Raw genomic sequence first — 18185 nt, forward strand, 5'->3', positions numbered from 1 at the left:
CGCGCCCCCCCGGTGTTTCTGGTGCGTTGTGTTCCGCTACCACGCACAAGCAACGGTGCCTGACCGACGGGACAGGAGGGGCCGCGAACTCGAGCACGCCAGTGCTCCAGTTGCACAGTATATTTCCCGCAATCGACCTACTCTGGATCTCATGCGCAGGTCGTCTCTTCCGGCGGTCGCATGCCGCGTCGCCGATACCCTCATCGCCCGCGGGCATCACGGCGTCATCGTTTCCCCCGAGACGCCAGCCCCCACCGCGGCCGATGCCGCTCGGGCCATGGGCGCCCACCCCACCGCGATCATCACTTCCCAGGTCTTCCTCCTCGACAACGACCCGGTCCTGATCCTGGTCGCCTGCCATCACCAGGTCGATCTGAGCCGCACCGGCAAACGCCTGGAAGGCACCCTGATCCCCGCCCCCACCGCCCTGGTGGAGCGCATCACCGGCCAGCACATCGACGGCACCGCCCCCGTCGGCCACCCGACGAACCTCCCCACCTGGGTCGACACCGCCCTCGCCGCCCACCCGGAGGTCTGGGCCGCAGGCGGCCACCCGAACACGGTGTTCCGCACCAACTTCCGCGAACTCGTCCGCATCACCGCCGGCCTGCCGATCGAGATCGACTGAGGTCGGCCGCGCGCGATGTGCGTCAACCGGGCAGAAGGGCCCCTGTGCGAGGCTGCGGCGCGGGCGTAGTTTGGGGCGGTGAGTGAAGTGCGACGAACCCCGGCCGAGCTGGTGGTCCCCGATGATCTGAGCGGGATCACCGCCGAGCAGTACCGGGAATCGATGCGGCACTATCCGGCCGGAGTCACCGTGGTGACCATCGGCGCCGAGACCGGCCCGGTGGGCTTCACGGCGACGTCGTTCGCCTCACTCTCCCTGGAACCACCCCTGGTGTCGTTCAACATCGCCCACACCTCGTCGAGCATCGACGCACTACGCGCCGCCGACTCGGTCGTCATCCACTTCCTCGGCGAACACCAGCACCACCTCGCCCACCGCTTCTCCCGCACCGCCGCCGACCGCTTCACCGACCGCTCCCTGTGGACCACCCTCGACACCGGCGAACCAGTCCTGCACGGCACCCCCCTCTGGCTCCGCACCACCCTCCACCAACTCATCGACATCGGCGACCACACCCTCGCGGTCGGCCTCGTCACCCGAGTCCACGACCAAACCCACGAAACCCCCACCGCCGCCCCCCTCCTCTACTACAACGGCAAATACCACCGCCCCACCGCCCTCGACACCTGATCGGACAACCCGTGACCATGAGCGAGTTCCGTGTGACCAACGTCTTTACCGTCAGCTACCAGCAGAACCCGCACGTTGTCGGCCATGTCACCGGCTCGTTCGACCTCGGTGATCCGGTCGAGCTCACACGAGCAGAAACCGTTGTCGCGCACGGCGTCGTGGAATCGATCGGATTCCACAGGTCGCCCGCCGGCGAGTTCTCGTTCACCTTCTCGAACAAGATCTCCGTGCACGTCCAGGCAGGCGATGCCATTCGCGCGATGGATACGACGGACTATCTTGTCGCCACACATGGTGGCCTGCGGCTGCTCGAGTCCGCCCGTGATGCGCGCGAAGGAAAGTTCGTAGCACAGAGCTCGGCGGGTGGGCACTTCGACGAGTAGCCCGCCGCAATGAGCGGGACGGCGCTCTATTCGCAGGCCACGCCGTCGTTGTCGCGGTCGAGATCTGAGCGGTAGCCGGGTTCGCCGCGGTGAAGAGGGGCTGCGCCGGCTGCGCGGGCGGCGGCGCAGTTCCTGTAATAGGCGCTGGGGGCGGGCGGCGCATCCGGTTCGGGGACCGCCTCGATACGCGGTGCTGGTACCGGCACTGTCGTCGTCGGTGCAGGGGCGACCACCGGCGGTGGAGGTGGCAGTTCGACCGTAGTCGTCGGGGCGATCGGGGCCGCCGGGATGTCGACGGTGGTGGTCGCCAGGGGCACGACGGTGGTTGTCGTAGCGGTAGGCGGCGGGGTTGTTGTCGTCGAAGTGATTGTAGTTGTGGATGTTTCGGCGATGCGGGTAGTCGAGGTAGCCGAGCTACGCACCTCGGGCGCAGACTCGTCCTCAGCAAGACCGCCGATCGCGGCTAGACCAAGCACTCCGACAACTCCGATCCCGGCCACCACGGGCCAGCGGCGCTTCTTGTCCTGTGGCCTGGGCGGACGAGCCCACGGATCAGGCGGCTGATTCGGTCGAGTCACTATTTCCCCTAAGGTGTCTGAGCACTTCTGCGGGGCTTCATCGCGACTGGCCAGAGGCCCGTTACCCAGTTCTGCGGCGCGTCAAACATTCTCGAGGACGGCGTGCCGAAGCGGGCGGGCCGTTGGGCCCGCCGCGACGGTGGCTCGGTTCAGCCGATGAGGCAGGGGGCGGCGCCTGCGGGGGAATCGGCGGTGAGGGGGCGGGTTTCGGGGGGGGGGTTCCAGAGGCCTTCGGTGGTGGCGTAGGTCCAGGTCGGGCCGGATTCGGTGAGGGTGGCGATGGCCGTGATCAGGCGGTCTACGTCGGTGGCGGTGGTGCCGAGGCCGATGCTGGCGCGGAGGGCGGCGTCGAGGCCGAGGCGGGTGAGGAGGGGGTGGGCGCAGAAGCGGCCGTCGCGGATGCCGATGGCGTGTTCGGCGGAGAGGTAGGCGGCGACCTGGCCGGGGGCGTAGCCGGCGACGGTGAAGGCGACGATGCCGACGCAGTCGGGGCTGTCGGACCAGATGCGGACGATGTCGACGCCGGGAATCGCGGCCAAACCGTCGCGCAGACGGTCGGCCAAAAAGCGTTCGCCGGCAACGAGTTCGGTGGGATCGATGGCGGCCAGCGCGTCACAGGCGGCGGCGATGGCGGCCGCGCCGAGCACGTTCGGCGAGCCCGCCTCGTGCCGCTGCGGTGCCGCGGCCCACTCGACCTGTTCCACACCGACTTCGCGCACCGCGCCACCACCGGCCAGGTACGGCTCGCCCGCGTCGAGCCAGTCCCGCCTGCCGACCAGCACACCGGCGCCGAACGGCGCGTACAGCTTGTGCCCGGAGAAGGCGAGATAGTCGATCCCGTTCTCACGCAGCGAAATCCGGCGATGCGGGGCCAACTGCGCCGCGTCGACGAGAATCCGCGCGCCGCACAGGTGGGCGATGGTGGCCAGCCGCTCCAGCGGCAGCACCTCACCGGTGACATTGGACGCCCCGGTCACCGCGAGCAATGCGGCGGGCTTGCTGCACAATTCGGCGACGACCCGCCGGATCGTCTCCTCGACGGTGTCGGCGGCCTGCACGACCCGACGACCGTGCGCGGTCCACGGCAGGAAGTTCGCGTGATGCTCGATATCGAGCACGACGGTCTCCCCGGGCACGCAGCCTGCCAGCAGGTTCAGCGAATCGGTGGTGTTGCGGGTGAACACGACGACCTGGTCGTCACACGCGTCGACGAACCGGGCGACGGCGCCACGCGAGGCCTCGTAGCACTCGGTGGAGATCCGCGAGGCGTAGCCCGCGCCGCGGTGCACGCTGGCGTAGTACGGCAGCAGCTGCGAGATCCGGTCGGTGACCTGCCGCAACGCGGGCGCGCTCGCCGCGTAGTCGAAGTTGGCGTAGGTGCTTGTGCCGCCCTGCACGAGCGGAACCTGCAGGTCGGCGCCGGACACGGCGGCCAGGGCACAGGTGGGGTCGATTACTGCGGTCATGACGAAATCCCGTCGGCTCAGGGACTCGTTCCCGAAAAGGGTGCTGCGAGTCCGCGCTTGCCGCGCCCACTGCGGACGGCGGCCTGGTCGTCACCCGGAGCACCCCACCGCGGAGGAGGGTTGCCGACCAGCTAGCCGGGGCTTGTCGCTGGTACTCGTGACCTGTTGACGAGAGTGACAGACGATCCAGGGAGCTGTCAACCACCACCATCGGCACGCCCGAACCGACAGGAATCGCCGACGCCGGGTCGCCACGCAACTAGCATCCGACGAAGGCGACGGCTACGCCGACGACTCGGCAGATCAACGTGGCGCTGCGGGTGGGTTCTGATGTCAAACCGGTACACAAGGGGTGAACTTTGCCCGCGATGGACGCCGTACGATCGAGTGAACCGAAATCAGTCCATGCCTTCGATCGGAAGAACACCATGTCACACGCCCTGAGCTCCACACCGGCGGACGTGAACGCCGATCTAGCAGACGAATTCGTCCACCTTGCTCGGTTGGCGATGGCAGGCCGCGAACAGGACGTCACGATGTTCGTCCGCCGCGCCGCGCGCCGGCATCGCACCGACTGCCCCGAGCTCGCCGAGGCCCTGATCGGACTGCTCAGGCAGAACCCGACGCGGGCCAATCCGCTACGCGCCGAACTCGATACGCCGATCCCCGTCGACGGCGACAGCCGCCTGCCGCTGCTGCGGGTCGTGCCGCCCGGCGCCACCGCGGAGGTGCCGATCCTGCCCGCCGAGACCTACCGGGTGCTCACCCAGATCGTCGACGAACGCAAGCAGGCCGACCGTCTCGCCGCCGCCGACCTCACCCCGGCGCGCAGCCTGCTCTTCGTCGGTCCGCCCGGCGTCGGAAAGACCATGGCCGCGGCCTGGCTCGCCCATCAGCTGGAGTTGCCGCTGGTGGTGCTCGACCTGGCCACGATCATGAGCAGCCTGCTCGGCAAGACCGGCACCAACCTGCGCCACGCCATCGACTACGCCAAGCAACGACCCTGCGTGCTGCTGCTCGACGAACTCGACGCGATCGCCAAGCGCCGCGACGACGACCGCGATGTGGGCGAACTCAAACGCCTGGTCACGGTGCTGCTGCAGCAGATCGACGACTGGCCGTCGGGCGCCGGTCTGGTGATCGGCGCGACCAACCACGCCGAGCTCCTCGACCCGGCCGTGTGGCGGCGCTTCGACGTCACCGTCTGCTTCGAGCTGCCGGAGACGACGCAGCGCGGTGAGGCGATCCGCCGCTTCGCCGGCCAACCGCTACCCGATGCCGCCGTTGACGCCGTCGCCATCGCGTCGAAAGGCTTGTCGTTCAACGATATCGAGCGCACGATGCTGCGGTTGCGGCGTCGTTGCGTGCTCGATGACCAGCCGCTGCCGGACTTGATGGCCGAGCATTCCGCGCGTCTGGTAGCTGAACTTTCGCGGACCGATCGGTTACAGCTGGCACAGACCCTGGTCGGCATGTCAGGCTTGTCTCAGCGCCAGATCAGCGCGCTGACGGGGGTGTCGCGCGATACCCTCCGTGGCTTCACGCACCGACGGCAATAACGTGCTCGCTGGGGGGATTTCGGGTGGCCGGACCGCGATTTCTGATCGGCTTCGGTGAGCGGCTGACCGCGCCGATCGTCCCCGGCAGAGGCGGTGATTCGCCGCAGCCGCCGTATACGGTCGCGCAGGCGCGGGTCCGGCTCGCGCCGATGGTGCGCGCGGCGAGCGAGAGCGCGGTGGCGCTGCCCAGGGTCGCTTGCCCGGACGACGAGACCGTCACCGCGGTCACTCTGCATCCGCAGTATGTGTCCACAAGCGGTTATCCCACCAGGCTTCTCGCGTCGATGGAGTTCGACCCGCTGGGCAGCAGGCCGGTGACGGTCGTGCCGGACGGCCATGCGCCGCGAGCCAGCACGCTGCTGTTCCTCGCGACGACCCGCGCCAACCTGCGGCTGCTCGCCACTCGCATCTGCGCCGAGACTCCGTTGCGCGCCGCCGAACACGGCATCGTCAGCTTGGCCGAGTTCCGCCTCAACTCCTCCACCGACCGGCTGAGACTGACTGCCGCCCAGCCGGATTCGGAGACCGTGGCCGAGCTGGTCCTGCACTCCGGCCGTGACATCGCCCTGCAGGGCCTGCTCGACTACTCCCGCGATCTGGATCTCGACGTCGCGATCGACCGCAGACTCGACAACGGCGGTCTCGCCTTCGTCCCGGTCACCGGCACCCACGCGGCCGTCGCCGAGCTGGCAGGCTATTCGTTCACCAGGGTGATCCGCCGCATGCCACGAATGCGGACCCAGCTCGGCCGCGATACCCGCTCCACCGCAACACTTTCGCGCTTCCGCCCTGACCTGCCGACCGCCGAGCCGACCGACCGCGAGCTCACCATCGCCGTGTTCGACGGCGGGTTGCCCGCGCGCACCCCGCTGACCCGCTGGGTCGACGCGCACACCTTCGCCGACAGCGCGGCGCCGCATCGCAACTACCTCGACCACGGCCACCGGGTCACCTCGGCACTGCTGTTCGGCAGCGTCGACCCCGCGCATCCGGTGCCGGTTCCCTACGGCTACATCGACCACTACCAGGTGCTCGACGAGGACACCGACGACGACCAGTGCGAGCTGTACGCGGCCATCGACCGCATCGACAGCGTCCTGCGCCAGCGCAAATACGAGTTCGTCAATGTCAGCATCGGCCCCGAACTGCCGATCGAGGATGACGAAGTGCACGCGTGGACCGCGTTCTGGGACGACTACCTCAGCGACGGCACCACCCTGGCCACCATCGCCGTCGGCAACAACGGGGAGGCTGATCGGCCCAGTGGCAATGCGCGCGTGCAGGTTCCGGCCGACAGCGTCAACGCGCTGGCGATCGGATCGTCGGATCGCAGTGGCGCGCTGTGGAATCGGGCGCCGTATTCGGCGATCGGGCCCGGTCGTGCGCCCGGCACGGTGAAACCCGATCTGCTCGCGTTCGGCGGCAGCGACGACGAACCGTTTCATGTCGTCGGCCCGGACGGCACGGCGATCCCCGATTCCGGGACCAGCTTCGCCGCGCCGATGGCCCTGCGCGCCGCATTGGGCGCGCGCACCCTGTTCGGCCCGAAGCTGGGCGCGCTCGACCTGAAGGCCCTGCTCGTACACACCGCCGAACGGCGAAGCAGCTCACCGGATTCCGATTCCGGACACGGCCGCATCGCCGCGACCCTGGCCCAGCTGGTGCTGTGCGGCGACGGCGAGGCGCGGGTCCTGTACCAGGGCGAACTGACCCCGGCGAAGTACCTGCGCGCCCAGATCCCGCTGCCCGCCGCACTGCCTGCGGGCATGGTGCGGATCAGGGCGACGCTGGTCTACGCGACACCGGTCGACCCCGCCGACCCTGGCAGCTACACCCGCAGCGGCCTCGACGTCACTTTCCGCCCGCACGACGAGAAGTTCGCCGAACCGACCAGGATCCATCCGGATTCGGCCCCGTTCTTCCGCGCCACCGACCTCGACACCGAGTCCGTCCTTCGCCGCACCGCGCACAAGTGGGACACGGTGCTGCACGCCGAGCGCAGCAAACGGGTCAACAGCCTGCGCAATCCGGTGTTCGACATCCACCACACCGCGCGCCGGTCGAGCCATGCCGCCACTGCGGCGCGGCCGATCCGGTACTCGATGGTGATCACGGTGCGCCACGCCAAGGTCGACGATCTGTACGAGCGGGTGCTCAGCGCGTACGTCACCCAGCTGGAGGCCTTGCGCCCGACCGTGGACATTCCGCTCGATGTCTGAGTTCCCTGCCGAGATCTTCGTCGACCCGATCGCGGCACGACGGCTGAGCTGCCAGAGCGTGTACCGGCTGCAACACCTCGGCGCACGGAAGTTCCCCTGGCAGGAGGAGACGTTCACCGAGATCCTGCTCGGGCACCTGACCGGCGTCGATTACCGCATCGACGCGGCCTGCCCCGATTGCGTGCCACCCCAGCGCTGTTCGACGTGGGGTTCCGCGACGCGCGCACCGGCGGGCTCGCGGCTGCTGACCCGGTCCGAGGAGGGCGGCGACCGATCCCGCGCCAGGCGTGGGGTCCGGCTGCTCACCCGGCCCGAGGAGGGCGGCAACCGGGCACGCGGTAGACGCGGCGTAGGCGCCGACTTCATCTACTGCGTGCAGGATCCCTCGGGCGCGCGCGAGGTACGGCTGCTCGTCCAGGCCAAGCGGGCCAGGCGCGGTCAGCCGATCAAAGCGGCAGCGCTACCCGCCGCGCAGCGGGCCGATCTACTCGACGCCGCAACACATTTCGGTGCGACGGCCTACTACTTGTTCTACGCCGAGTCGGTGTCGGCGCACGTCGGGCAGGTGACCCGCTGCGCGGAGCACACCAGCCCGTCCGACACCTCGATCGTGATCGTGCCCGCCCAAGTCTTGCGCCGCGTGTTCGACGAGGAAGGCGCGGGCTCGATCGCGGCGGCCGCGGTGTTCGAACAGGGCCGCACGCTGCTGTGCCTGGACGGCTGCACGCCCGAACCGGGGCTGTCCGCATTCGATCGTGCGCTCGAATTCGTGCGGGACGACAACCCCGCTTATCGGCCGGTCGACATCGCCGGCGGTCCGGCACGCAGCAGCTGGGCGTATGCCACGGGAGCCCATGCCGCGGAAGTGGCCACCAGCCCACCACCTCGACCCGCAACCCCCGACATCCCCACCGTCACCGTCCTCGGCAAACGCGCCAAACCCCCGCGCCGACCCCCGTCCGGCCGGGTGACCCGCGGTGGGCACCACGTGCGCGAAGGCGAGATCCTGTGGGTCGACCTGGGTGACTGGGTACCGGTCGAATCACCGGAACGCGCCGGATACGGCTGGTACCCGGGCATCACCGCGGACCGCCTGCGCGATTCCGCACGGAGGTACTGGCGACTCGCGGTCGGCCGCGCTGTCGACGTCCGATACGTCGCGGCCTGGGCGCACGGCGAGATCCGCGGCGTCTTCCAGGTGCTCGACGATTCACTCGTCATCCACCACGACCACGACGGCAAAGTCTCCTTCGACCTGGTCGAACTCGATCCGGAATCCAGCGCCTACGCCCAGGTCGTGCGCCGCACCGACGCCTACCTCGCAGCCCGAAATCCCCGCGCCCGCAACGTCGTCGGCTACCCGTAGCCGCCCTGCGCGATTGCCCACCGGTTGCCCCGCGAAGGCGCACCGCCCAACCATCTGCCAAATCCATGGTGGATACCCCAAATGATTGAGTCCCCCCACTATTTGTTAGAGTGGCCGTCATGTCCACGAACACGAACTCCGTCCGCGGCCTGCCGCGCTACCCGGTGTACGCGCTCGGACGGCTCACCAAGGCACTGCACGCCGAGATCGACGTGCCGCTGCGCGATCACTGGGTGCTCACCTTCATCGAGGAGAACGCCGACCTGACGCAGAAGAAAGTCGGCGACGCGCTCGGTATCGACCGCAGCGAAGTCGTCCGGCTGGTCGACGCGCTCGAACGCGCAGGCCTGGTAGAGCGCACTCGCGACGGCAAGGACCGCCGCAAGTACCGGCTGCGGATCACCGATGCCGGGCGCAAGCAGTGCAAGCGCACCGACCGCCTCATCGCCGACGCCACCGCGCGGGTGCTCGAGCGGCTCGACGCCGAGGAGCAGCGCACGCTGCACCGGCTGGTGCTCACCGCGCTCGGCGAGATCCCCGAATCGCCGTCGTGATCCGCGCCGCGGCACGCCTCGCGGTGGCCGTTGCGCCACTCCTTCTCCGAGTACCGTTGGCACCTGGTGACCATCCCGTTTGCCCTCCGGTAACCCGACCGTGAAACAACAGACGACACCGATGGGGGTCAACCGATGAGAGGTGGACTGAGCGCCATGCTCGAGCCACGCACTGAGGACCCGGCGAGCCGGTTGCGTGACCCACTGTTGCGCGCCGACCTGGCCGCGCCGCCGCGCACCCTGGTGGACATCCTGACCGACACCGCCCTGGCCCACCCCGACGCACCCGCCATCGACGACGGCATTGTCGTGCTCAGCTATATGGAGCTGATCGCCGCGATCGAGGCCAGGATGGCCGAGCTCACCGCGGCGGGCGTGCGACCGGGCGACCGGGTCGGCGTGCGGATGCCCTCGGGCAGCGCGGCGCTGTACGTGACGATCCTGGCCGTCCTCTACTGCGGCGCCGCCTACGTGCCCGTCGACGCCGACGACCCGGAGGAACGGGCCAGGCTGGTGTTCGGCGAGGCCAGGGTGAGCGCGCTGGCCACCGCCGAGGGCATCGAGTCGGCCACCGCCGCCGCGGGCCGCGCACCGGCCTCGGACTGGAACACCCTGCCGACCCCCGCCGACGACGCCTGGATCATCTTCACCTCCGGCTCCACCGGCACACCCAAGGGCGTCGCGGTCACCCACCGCAATGCCGCCGCCTTCGTCGACGCCGAGGCCAGGCTGTTCCTGCAGAACGCGCCGATCGGCCCCGGCGACCGCGTGCTGGCCGGCCTGTCGGTCGCCTTCGACGCCTCCTGCGAGGAGATGTGGCTGGCCTGGCGGCACGGCGCCTGCCTGGTCCCTGCCCCGCGCGATTTGGTCCGCACCGGCGCCGACCTCGGCCCGTGGCTCATGCGCCGGGAGATCAGCATCGTCTCCACCGTCCCGACCCTGGCCGCGACGTGGCCCGCCGTGGCCCTGGACTCGGTGCGGCTGCTCATCTTCGGCGGCGAGGCCGTCCCGCCGGAGCTGGCCGAACGACTCGCCGGCGGCGCCGACCGCGAGGTGTGGAACACCTACGGCCCCACCGAGGCCACGGTCGTCGCCTGTGCCGCGCTGCTCGACGGGAACATGCCGATCCGCATCGGCCTGCCGCTGGACGGCTGGGACCTCACCGTCGTCGACCCGCAGGGCAACCCGGTGCCCGAAGGCGAGACCGGCGAACTCGTCATCGGCGGCGTCGGCCTTGCCCGCTACCTCGACCCGGCCAAGGACGCCGAGAAGTACGCCCCGCTACCCTCGCTCGGCTGGGAACGCGCCTACCGCAGCGGTGACCTGGTCCGCAACGACCGCGACGGCCTGATCTTCCTCGGCCGCGCCGACGACCAGATCAAGATCGGCGGCAGGCGCATCGAACTCGGCGAGATCGACAACGCCCTGCAGCACCTGCCCGGCGTCAGCGGCGCGGCGGCCGCGATCCGGACGACCAAGGCGGGCAACAAGATCCTGGTCGGCTACCTCACCGGCGCCGGACCCGACTTCGACGTCAAGCAGGCCAGGAAGATACTGGCCGAACAACTTCCGGCCCCGCTGGTGCCGCGCCTCGCGGTCGTCCCCGACCTGCCGACGCGCACCTCCGGCAAGGTCGACCGCAATGCCCTGCCCTGGCCGCTGCCGAGCACCGACGAACCCACCGAATCCGGCGGCCTCGGCGGCACCGCGGCCTGGGTGGCCGGGCTGTGGGACGCCATTCTCGGCGCCGAAGCCACCGATCTCGATGCCGATTTCTTCGATCTGGGCGGCGGCTCGCTGGCGGCGGCCCAGCTGGTCGGCGCGCTGCGCGAGCGGTATCCGCACATCACCGTCGCCGACCTCTACGACCATCCGCGCCTCGGCTCGCTCGTCGAACTGCTCGACGGCAGCGCGCCGGTCGCCGCCGTCGACGCGCGAGTCGTCGCGCCGACTCCGCTGCGCGCGCAGATCACCCAGGTGCTGGCCACGATTCCGCTGACCACCCTCACCGGCCTGCAGTGGGTCACCTGGCTGGCCGTGGTGTCGGCGATCGCCGGCTGGTCCGGCTCGCTGCCGTGGCTGCCGCGGCTGTCCTGGTGGTGGATCGTGCTGGCGTTCGTGCTGTTCATCTCGCCGATCGGCCGGATGACGCTGTGCGTGGCGGGCGCGCGGGTTCTGCTGGCGGGACTGCGGCCGGGTACGTACCCACGCGGCTCGTCGGTCCACCTGCGACTGTGGGCGGCCGTGCGGCTGTCCGAGGCCAGCGGTGCCGAAAGCCTGTCCGGCGCACCGCTGATGGTGCCGTTCGCCCGTGCGCTCGGCGCGCGGATCGGCAAGGGCGTCGACCTGCACACCCTGCCGCCGGTGACCGGCATGCTCGATCTCGGCGACGGCGCCAGCGTCGAACCCGAGGTGGATCTGTCCGGCTACTGGGTCGACGGCGATGTCGTGCACATCGGCGGCATCACCGTCGGCGACGGCGCGGTGATCGGCGCCCGTTCGATCCTGCTGCCCGGCACCAAGATCGGTAAGAAGGCCGAGATCGCCCCCGGCTCCGCGGTATCGGGCAAGGTCAAGGCCGAACAGGAATGGGCGGGTTCGCCCGCGACGAAGACCGGCAAGGCGCCGCGCCGCTGGCCCGACCACGCACCGGAACGCGCCAGGCACTGGCTGCTGGTGTTCGGCCTGTCGTCGATGGCGCTGGCCGCCATGCCCGTCCTCGGTCTCGCGGTCGGCGGCACCTTCATCGCCTGGTGGGTCCGCGAGGAGACCACCATCGGCGCCGCCGCGCTGCGCGGCTTCGCGATCCTGCCGGTCGCGACCCTGCTCAGCCTCGGCGTGTACGCCGCGGCCACCGTGATCGCCGTGCGCCTGCTCGGCATCGGCCTGCGCGAGGGCTACCACCCGGTGCGCAGCCGGACCGGCTGGCAGGTGTGGGCGACCGAACGCCTGCTCGACTCGGCACGCACCTTCCTGTTCCCGCTCTACGCCAGCCTGCTCACCCCACTGTGGCTGCGCCTGCTCGGCGCGCGGATCGGCAAGAACGTCGAAGCCTCCACGGTGCTGTTGCTGCCCAAGTTCACCGTTGTCGCCGACGGCGCCTTCCTGGCCGACGACACCATGATCGCCAGTTACGAACTCGGCGGCGGCTGGCTGCGGATCGGCGAGGCCAAGGTCGGCAAGCGCGCCTTCCTCGGCAACTCCGGCATGACCGCGGTCGGGCGCCGGGTGCCCAAGAACGGCCTGGTCGCGGTGCTCTCGGCCGCGCCGAGCAAGGCCAAGGCCGGCTCGTCCTGGCTGGGCAGCCCGCCGGTGCGCCTGCGCCGCGCGGCCGAATCCAGCGACACCTCACGCACTTTCGATCCGCCGCTGCGGCTGAAGCTGGCCCGCGCCTTCGTCGAGACCTGCCGGTTGATCCCGGTGATGGTGACCTTCGCCATCGGCCTCGGCGTGCTGTTCGTGCTTGCCCTGATCGCCCAGCACTCCGACTACCTCGTCGCCGCCCTGCTCTCCGGCCTGGTCCTGATGGCGGCGGGCGCGCTGGCGGGGGCACTCGCGGTCGGCGCGAAGTGGTTGCTGGTCGGGCGGATTCGCGCCGTCGAGCACCCGCTGTGGAGCTCGTTCGTGTGGCGCAACGAGGTCTCCGACGCCTTCGTCGAGACCGTCGCCGCGCCCTGGTTCGCGCGCGCGGCGACGGGTACACCCGTGATGAATCTGTGGCTTCGCGGACTCGGTGCCAAGATCGGCCGCGGGGTATGGTGCGAGTCCTATTGGCTACCGGAGGCAGACCTCGTGACACTCGGTGACGGCGCGACCGTGGAACGCGGCTGCGTGGTGCAGACCCATCTGTTCCACGACCGCATCATGTCCATGGACACGGTGACGCTGGACGCGGGCGCCACCCTCGGCCCGCACTGTGTCGCCCTGCCCGCCGCCCACATCGGCGCGGGCGCCACCATCGGACCGGCGTCGCTGGTGATGCGCGGCGACGTGGTTCCGCCGTCGACCCGCTGGTGGGGCAACCCCATCTCACCGTGGACCGGCACCGCCTCGATGTCGGAGTCGAGGCAGCGCGGAGCCGCCTGATGCGGAGCAAGTTCTACGAGGATCCGATCGATACCTACCTGCCGCAGAACGGCAATCGCGGCTACCGCGTGTCCAGGTACGAGCTGGAGCTGAGCTACAAGCCCGCCAGCAACCGGCTGACCGGGCGCGCGGTGATCATCGCGGTCACCACCACGGTGCGGGCCTGGTTCACGCTCGATCTGTCGCAGGCGCTGACGGTGTCGAAGGTGTTCGTCAACGGGGCCAAGGCCGCGAAGTTCAGCCATCAGCAGAGCAAGCTCGCGGTCACCCCGCAGCAGAAGATCCCCGCGGGCGGTGTCCTGGAGATCACCGTCCACTACTCTGGTACTCCCAAACCGGTGCGCGGGCCGTGGGGCGAGGTCGGCTGGGAGGAGCTCACCGAGGGCGCGCTCGTTGCCAGTCAGCCCAACGGCGCGGCCTCCTGGTTCCCGTGCGACGACCACCCGAGTTCCAAAGCGTCCTACCGGATCTCGATCACCACCGACAGTCCGTTCTACGCCGTCGCCAACGGCACCCTGATGCGCAAGCAGGCCAAGGCCAGCCAGACGACGTGGGTGTACGAGGCGCCGGAGCCGATGGCCTGCTACCTGGCGACGATCCAGATCGGCAACTACCGCAAGCACCGGATCGGGGCGCCCGGCGAGCCGGTGCCGATGCAGGCCGTCGTGCCACCGCGGCTGCGCGTGAACTTCGACCACGACTTCGCCCGCCAACCCGAGATGATGGCGCTGTTCACCGAGAAGTTCGGTCCGTACCCGTTCGAGAACTACACCGTGGTCGTCACCGACGACGAGCTCGACATCCCGATCGAGGCGCAGGGCATATCGGTGTTCGGCGCCAATCACTGTGACGGCAAACGCGGTTCGGAACGGCTGGTCGCGCACGAGCTGGCCCACCAGTGGTTCGGCAACAGCCTGACCCTGAAGCAGTGGCGCGATATCTGGCTGCACGAGGGCTTCGCCTGCTACGCCGAGTGGATCTGGTCGGAGGCCTCCGGTGGCCCGACCGCCGACCAGCTGGCCAGGGCGGCGCGGGCCAATCTGGCCCGCCAGCCGCAGGACATCATCGTCGGCGACCCTGGCCCCAAGGACATGTTCGACGACCGGGTCTACAAGCGCGGCGCGCTCACCCTGCACACATTGCGCCTGGAATTGCGCGACCATCTGTTCTTCGAACTGATCCGGGAATGGACCGCGCGCTATCGCCACGCCTCGGTCACCACCGAGGAATTCGTGGATCTGGCAGGCCATTACAGCGTGGCGCCGCTGCGCGGGTTGTTCGCGGTCTGGCTCGGTACCAAGCCATTGCCGCAGCTACCGCCGCTGGGCGGACAGGGACATCAGAACACCAGGTAACGCTGCGCGAGTTCCTCGACGAGGGGATCGTCGGACGGCACCATCTCGAGCGCCTCGAGGTCATCGGCCACGGAGATGCTGCGTGCGTCGTCACGCTCGGGGTCGGGGCCGTCCTCGGCGAGCTGGCGCAACAACTTCTGTCGGACTCGATCCTTCAGTGAATCGCGCATGCCTCCAGATTGCCCGCACAACGGCGCGGACACCAGTATCAGACGGGCGTGAGCCAGGTTCCCCACGGCGTGTTGCGCAAAACGGTATAGACAGCGAGCAGGCCGAAGAACGACCACACGAGCACCGGGTTCAGCCCCGGCAGTCGCCAGCGTCGGCCACGCCGGGCGCGCACCAGCCAGTCGACGACGAACACCGCGAACGCGAGGACCAGCGGCACGACGAGCACATTGCTCTGCAGCGAATCGAGGATCCGGCCGTCGGTGAGATTGTGCATCGCCCGCATCCCGCCGCAGCCGGGGCAGTACACCCCGAACAGCGCGTACACCGGGCACAGTCCGTAGGAACCCTCGACGTGCGGGTCGCGGAAGTGCAGCACCGCCAGCGTGCCGACGCCGAGGCCGGCGGCGATCAGCGGCGGGGCCATCCGCTGCCACAACGGACGCGCCGGTTCCCGGTGCGGTGCGCCGGAGAATTCGGCCATGACGGGCGTGCTGTCCACGCTCCTACGGTAGCCGGGGCCGGTCGAGGCCGCCAGCACGCTCGCATCGCGGTGACTCGCTGTAATTTTCCGGCGATTTCGTGCGATTTCACAGTGTCCGCGCGTCAGGTAACCCAGTTCACAACAAATGGGACACTGTGACCCGCTAACACTAGCTAGCACCCGAGCTCGCACTGTACGGTGGCCTACGACACAAAGGAGTGCCGACATGCTTGCGAAGTCGATGATGACGGTAGGCGCACTGACAGCACAGTTCCGTGCCGGGCTGCGTACCCGCAGTTTCGCGACAGCGAAACTCAACACCCCCGCCGTCGAGCACCGGGTCGTCCCGGTGACCACCGCCGACGGCGCCGACCTCAGGGTCCACGTCTACGGTCCCGACACCGCCCCCGCCCTGGTTCTCATCCACGGCTGGGCGTGCAGCATCGAATACTGGAACCCGCAGATCAGCGCCTTCGCTGGCGAGTACCGCGTGGTCAGCTACGACCAGCGCGGACACGGCGAGTCCACCCTCGGCACCATCGCGCCCAGCGAACACACCCTGGCCGACGACCTCGCCACCGTCCTGGACGCGACGCTGCGCCCGGGCGAGAAGGCCGTCCTGGCCGGGCACAGCATGGGTGGTCTGACCATCCAGGCCTGGGCCAAGCACCACCCCGAGCAGGTATCCGAGCGCGCCGCCGCCGTGCTGCTCGCCAACACCGCCAACGGCGGCATCCGCGAGGAAACCGATCTGCTGCCGCTGTTGAACAAGCAGCTCACCCTCGCCGAATACCCGGTCACATTCCTCGGCGCTCCGATCCGGATGCCGCAGCCGGTCAGCGAGTCGCTGCTGTTCGCGCCGCTGCCGATCCCCGGCGGCTGGTTCACCGAGCAGGTGTTCCGCAACCGCATCATGACCCCGGAGGCCTCCGACGACGAGGTCGAATTCGCGGTCGGCATCATCCGCTCCTGCCGTCCGCTCGCCCGCGGCCGCCACGCCGCCGCGATGGCCGACATGGATCTGTCGGAAGGCACCGCCAACCTGACCGTGCCGACGACCGTGATCGCGGGCGCCCAGGACCGGTTGCTCCCGCAGCGCATGTCCCGCCCGATCGTCGATATCCTGCGCCGCACCGGCCACCTGGCCGATGTGCACGTGCTGCCGCACGGCCATCTCGGCAATATCGAGGACAGCGTCGCCTTCGACGCCATCCTGCACCAGATCCTGCTTTCCGCCACCAATTCTCGGGCCACCCGCCGCAACGTCGCCGCCCGCTGACCCGAGTCGGTTCTCCTGAGTCCGGTCAACGGCGATCGGCTCAGGAGCAACTCGAGGCCAGGCCCCCGACTACCCAGGTCGGGGGCCTTTCTCGTGCCTGGAGGGGCCCGTGGATCGGGTAGTCGACTACTCGGGACCTCGTTGATTCTTCGTGGAACAGTCGCAACCACGTTGATTCCGATGAGGAGGGTCCAATGGGTACACAAAAGCACAAAGGCGACGGCCACTACTCGGCGGCGGAGGCCGAGTCCGAGATAGACGCCCTCGTCGCTCCCCCCGCCGAGGACGCGGGCTGCGTCATCCCCTCGCTGCCGCCCCGGCTGTTGGCGCGCGCGGCAGAAGTCGCCTCGCGTCTCAATCCGGCGAATGCGCCACTCACGCAGAGCGCACCGACGGAAGGCGGCCTGCCGCAAGTGGCCGAGCTGGCGGTGCTGACTTCGAAGTACTGGGGCTTTCAGCGGCGCACGCTATCGGTCAGCTTCATGGAGGCAACTGGCGCCGACCTCAGGCAGCGCATTCTCAGCCACATGAACGCCTGGGGCATCGGCGTCACTTTCGCCCTGACGAACGGCACCGGCCAGGTGCGCATTTCCCGCGCCGGACAAGGCTATTGGTCCTATCTCGGAACGGACGTCCTACTGATCCCGACGAACCGCCCGACGATGAACCTGCAGGGGTTCACGATGAACACGAGGGAGTCCGAGTACAAGCGGGTCGTGCGCCATGAGACGGGCCACACACTCGGCTTCCCGCATGAGCATCTGCGCCGCGCTCTGGTCAATCGGCTCGATGTCGCCAAGACGATCGCCTACTTCCGGGACACCTTCGGGTGGAGCGAGCAACAGACACGATCGAACGTCTTGACGCCGTTGGAAGAACGCTCGATCACAGCGACGCCCAACGCTGATCAGGATTCGATCATGTGCTACCAGTTGCCCGGCCAGATCACCACGGACGGGCAGCCGATTCGCGGCGGCTCGGACATCAACGCCACCGACTTCGCCTTCGCACGTGCCATTTATCCGAGGTTCGGGCCCATTTGGACCCAGGGCGCGGACTGGGGCGAGGGCGAGGACGTCAGCGTGGACTCTGCGCTCGAGCTGGCAGATGCCACGGCTGGTTGATCTCCGCGCAGGTCCGGTCGGGGAGAGGCTGGAGCTGGCGCACGGTGACATCGTGCTGCTACCCGCCGCGGGAGCGCGGGTGACATCGGGCTCCGCGGTCGAGGTCGGCGTGTACCAGAACGCGACCCCGCTACCGAACGGACGTGCGCTCGCGCCCGAAGGCCCGCCGGACGTGGTGCTGCTCTCCGCGCTGACGCCCGGCACCTCGACGGTGCTGCTGATGACCGGCGACCCCTTTCATGGAGCGACGCCGCAGAACTTGTCGGTGATTGTGGAAGGTTTGACTCCCTGAACCAGTTCACCGGC

At 69.2% G+C, this 18185-nt stretch carries 16 protein-coding genes and 1 riboswitch; of the genes, 12 read left to right on the top strand and 4 right to left on the bottom strand.

Annotated elements, in window-relative coordinates:
- Positions 1-151: 151 nt before the first annotated feature.
- The 3 genes from ACWF9G_RS28425 to ACWF9G_RS28435 all read left to right on the top strand — a co-directional run bounded on the left by ACWF9G_RS28425 (position 152) and on the right by ACWF9G_RS28435 (position 1641).
- Positions 152-628, top strand: coding sequence for a YbaK/EbsC family protein (locus tag ACWF9G_RS28425; RefSeq protein ID WP_379308425.1), 477 nt, complete (start codon positions 152-154; stop codon positions 626-628).
- A gap of 162 nt (positions 629-790) precedes the next feature.
- The gene (locus tag ACWF9G_RS28430) at positions 791-1258 is read left to right on the top strand and encodes a flavin reductase family protein (protein ID WP_452519109.1); all 468 of its coding nucleotides are present in this window, start codon (positions 791-793) and stop codon (positions 1256-1258) included.
- A 32-nt stretch (positions 1259-1290) separates the two neighbouring features.
- A complete protein-coding gene (locus ACWF9G_RS28435) occupies positions 1291-1641 on the top strand; it encodes a hypothetical protein (RefSeq protein WP_452519040.1) in 351 nt (116 codons plus the stop codon).
- 26 nt (positions 1642-1667) lie between these two features.
- On the opposite strand, the gene ACWF9G_RS28440 is transcribed toward ACWF9G_RS28435, so the two are convergent.
- The gene (locus ACWF9G_RS28440; RefSeq protein WP_452519042.1) at positions 1668-2219 is read right to left on the bottom strand and encodes an excalibur calcium-binding domain-containing protein; all 552 of its coding nucleotides are present in this window, start codon (positions 2217-2219) and stop codon (positions 1668-1670) included.
- Positions 2220-2368: 149 nt separating this feature from the next.
- Positions 2369-3685, bottom strand: coding sequence for an aminotransferase class V-fold PLP-dependent enzyme (locus ACWF9G_RS28445; RefSeq protein WP_452519044.1), 1317 nt, complete (start codon positions 3683-3685; stop codon positions 2369-2371).
- Positions 3686-3733: 48 nt separating this feature from the next.
- Positions 3734-3848, bottom strand: a riboswitch (SAM riboswitch).
- 265 nt (positions 3849-4113) lie between these two features.
- On the opposite strand from ACWF9G_RS28445, the gene ACWF9G_RS28450 reads away from it, so the two are divergent.
- The 6 genes from ACWF9G_RS28450 to ACWF9G_RS28475 all read left to right on the top strand — a co-directional run bounded on the left by ACWF9G_RS28450 (position 4114) and on the right by ACWF9G_RS28475 (position 14824).
- Positions 4114-5244: an AAA family ATPase gene (locus ACWF9G_RS28450; protein WP_452519046.1), complete on the top strand. Its 1131-nt coding sequence runs from the start codon at positions 4114-4116 to the stop codon at positions 5242-5244.
- 23 nt (positions 5245-5267) lie between these two features.
- Positions 5268-7463 carry a S8 family peptidase gene (locus tag ACWF9G_RS28455; RefSeq protein ID WP_452519048.1) on the top strand — a complete coding sequence of 732 codons (2196 nt, stop codon included), beginning with the start codon at positions 5268-5270 and terminating at the stop codon, positions 7461-7463.
- Complete coding sequence (locus tag ACWF9G_RS28460) at positions 7456-8829, top strand: hypothetical protein (RefSeq protein ID WP_379308421.1); 1374 nt, start codon at positions 7456-7458, stop codon at positions 8827-8829. Before ACWF9G_RS28455 ends, ACWF9G_RS28460 begins: the two co-directional genes overlap by 8 nt.
- Before the next feature lie 119 nt (positions 8830-8948).
- Positions 8949-9383 (top strand): MarR family winged helix-turn-helix transcriptional regulator, encoded by a 435-nt coding sequence (locus ACWF9G_RS28465; RefSeq protein WP_379308420.1) that lies wholly within the window; start codon positions 8949-8951, stop codon positions 9381-9383.
- 156 nt (positions 9384-9539) lie between these two features.
- Positions 9540-13469, top strand: coding sequence for a Pls/PosA family non-ribosomal peptide synthetase (locus ACWF9G_RS28470; protein WP_452519110.1), 3930 nt, complete (start codon positions 9540-9542; stop codon positions 13467-13469).
- Complete coding sequence (locus ACWF9G_RS28475) at positions 13469-14824, top strand: M1 family metallopeptidase (protein ID WP_379308419.1); 1356 nt, start codon at positions 13469-13471, stop codon at positions 14822-14824. The genes ACWF9G_RS28470 and ACWF9G_RS28475 overlap by 1 nt, the downstream gene beginning before the upstream one ends.
- Here ACWF9G_RS28475 and ACWF9G_RS28480 read toward each other — a convergent pair.
- Together ACWF9G_RS28480 and ACWF9G_RS28485 are read right to left on the bottom strand one after the other, a co-directional pair.
- Positions 14809-14994, bottom strand: coding sequence for a hypothetical protein (locus ACWF9G_RS28480; RefSeq protein WP_379037232.1), 186 nt, complete (start codon positions 14992-14994; stop codon positions 14809-14811). The two genes, ACWF9G_RS28475 and ACWF9G_RS28480, sit on opposite strands and share 16 nt — an antisense overlap.
- A 38-nt stretch (positions 14995-15032) precedes the next feature.
- The gene (locus ACWF9G_RS28485) at positions 15033-15494 is read right to left on the bottom strand and encodes a DUF2752 domain-containing protein (protein ID WP_452519051.1); all 462 of its coding nucleotides are present in this window, start codon (positions 15492-15494) and stop codon (positions 15033-15035) included.
- A gap of 208 nt (positions 15495-15702) precedes the next feature.
- On the opposite strand from ACWF9G_RS28485, the gene ACWF9G_RS28490 reads away from it, so the two are divergent.
- From ACWF9G_RS28490 to ACWF9G_RS28500, 3 genes are all read left to right on the top strand, one after another.
- Complete coding sequence (locus tag ACWF9G_RS28490; RefSeq protein ID WP_452519053.1) at positions 15703-16755, top strand: alpha/beta fold hydrolase; 1053 nt, start codon at positions 15703-15705, stop codon at positions 16753-16755.
- 194 nt (positions 16756-16949) lie between these two features.
- The gene (locus tag ACWF9G_RS28495; protein ID WP_452519055.1) at positions 16950-17879 is read left to right on the top strand and encodes a M12 family metallopeptidase; all 930 of its coding nucleotides are present in this window, start codon (positions 16950-16952) and stop codon (positions 17877-17879) included.
- Positions 17863-18171 carry a hypothetical protein gene (locus ACWF9G_RS28500; protein ID WP_452519057.1) on the top strand — a complete coding sequence of 103 codons (309 nt, stop codon included), beginning with the start codon at positions 17863-17865 and terminating at the stop codon, positions 18169-18171. Before ACWF9G_RS28495 ends, ACWF9G_RS28500 begins: the two co-directional genes overlap by 17 nt.
- The last annotated feature ends 14 nt before the right edge of the window (positions 18172-18185 follow it).

The organism is Nocardia sp. NPDC055029 (assembly GCF_053608525.1).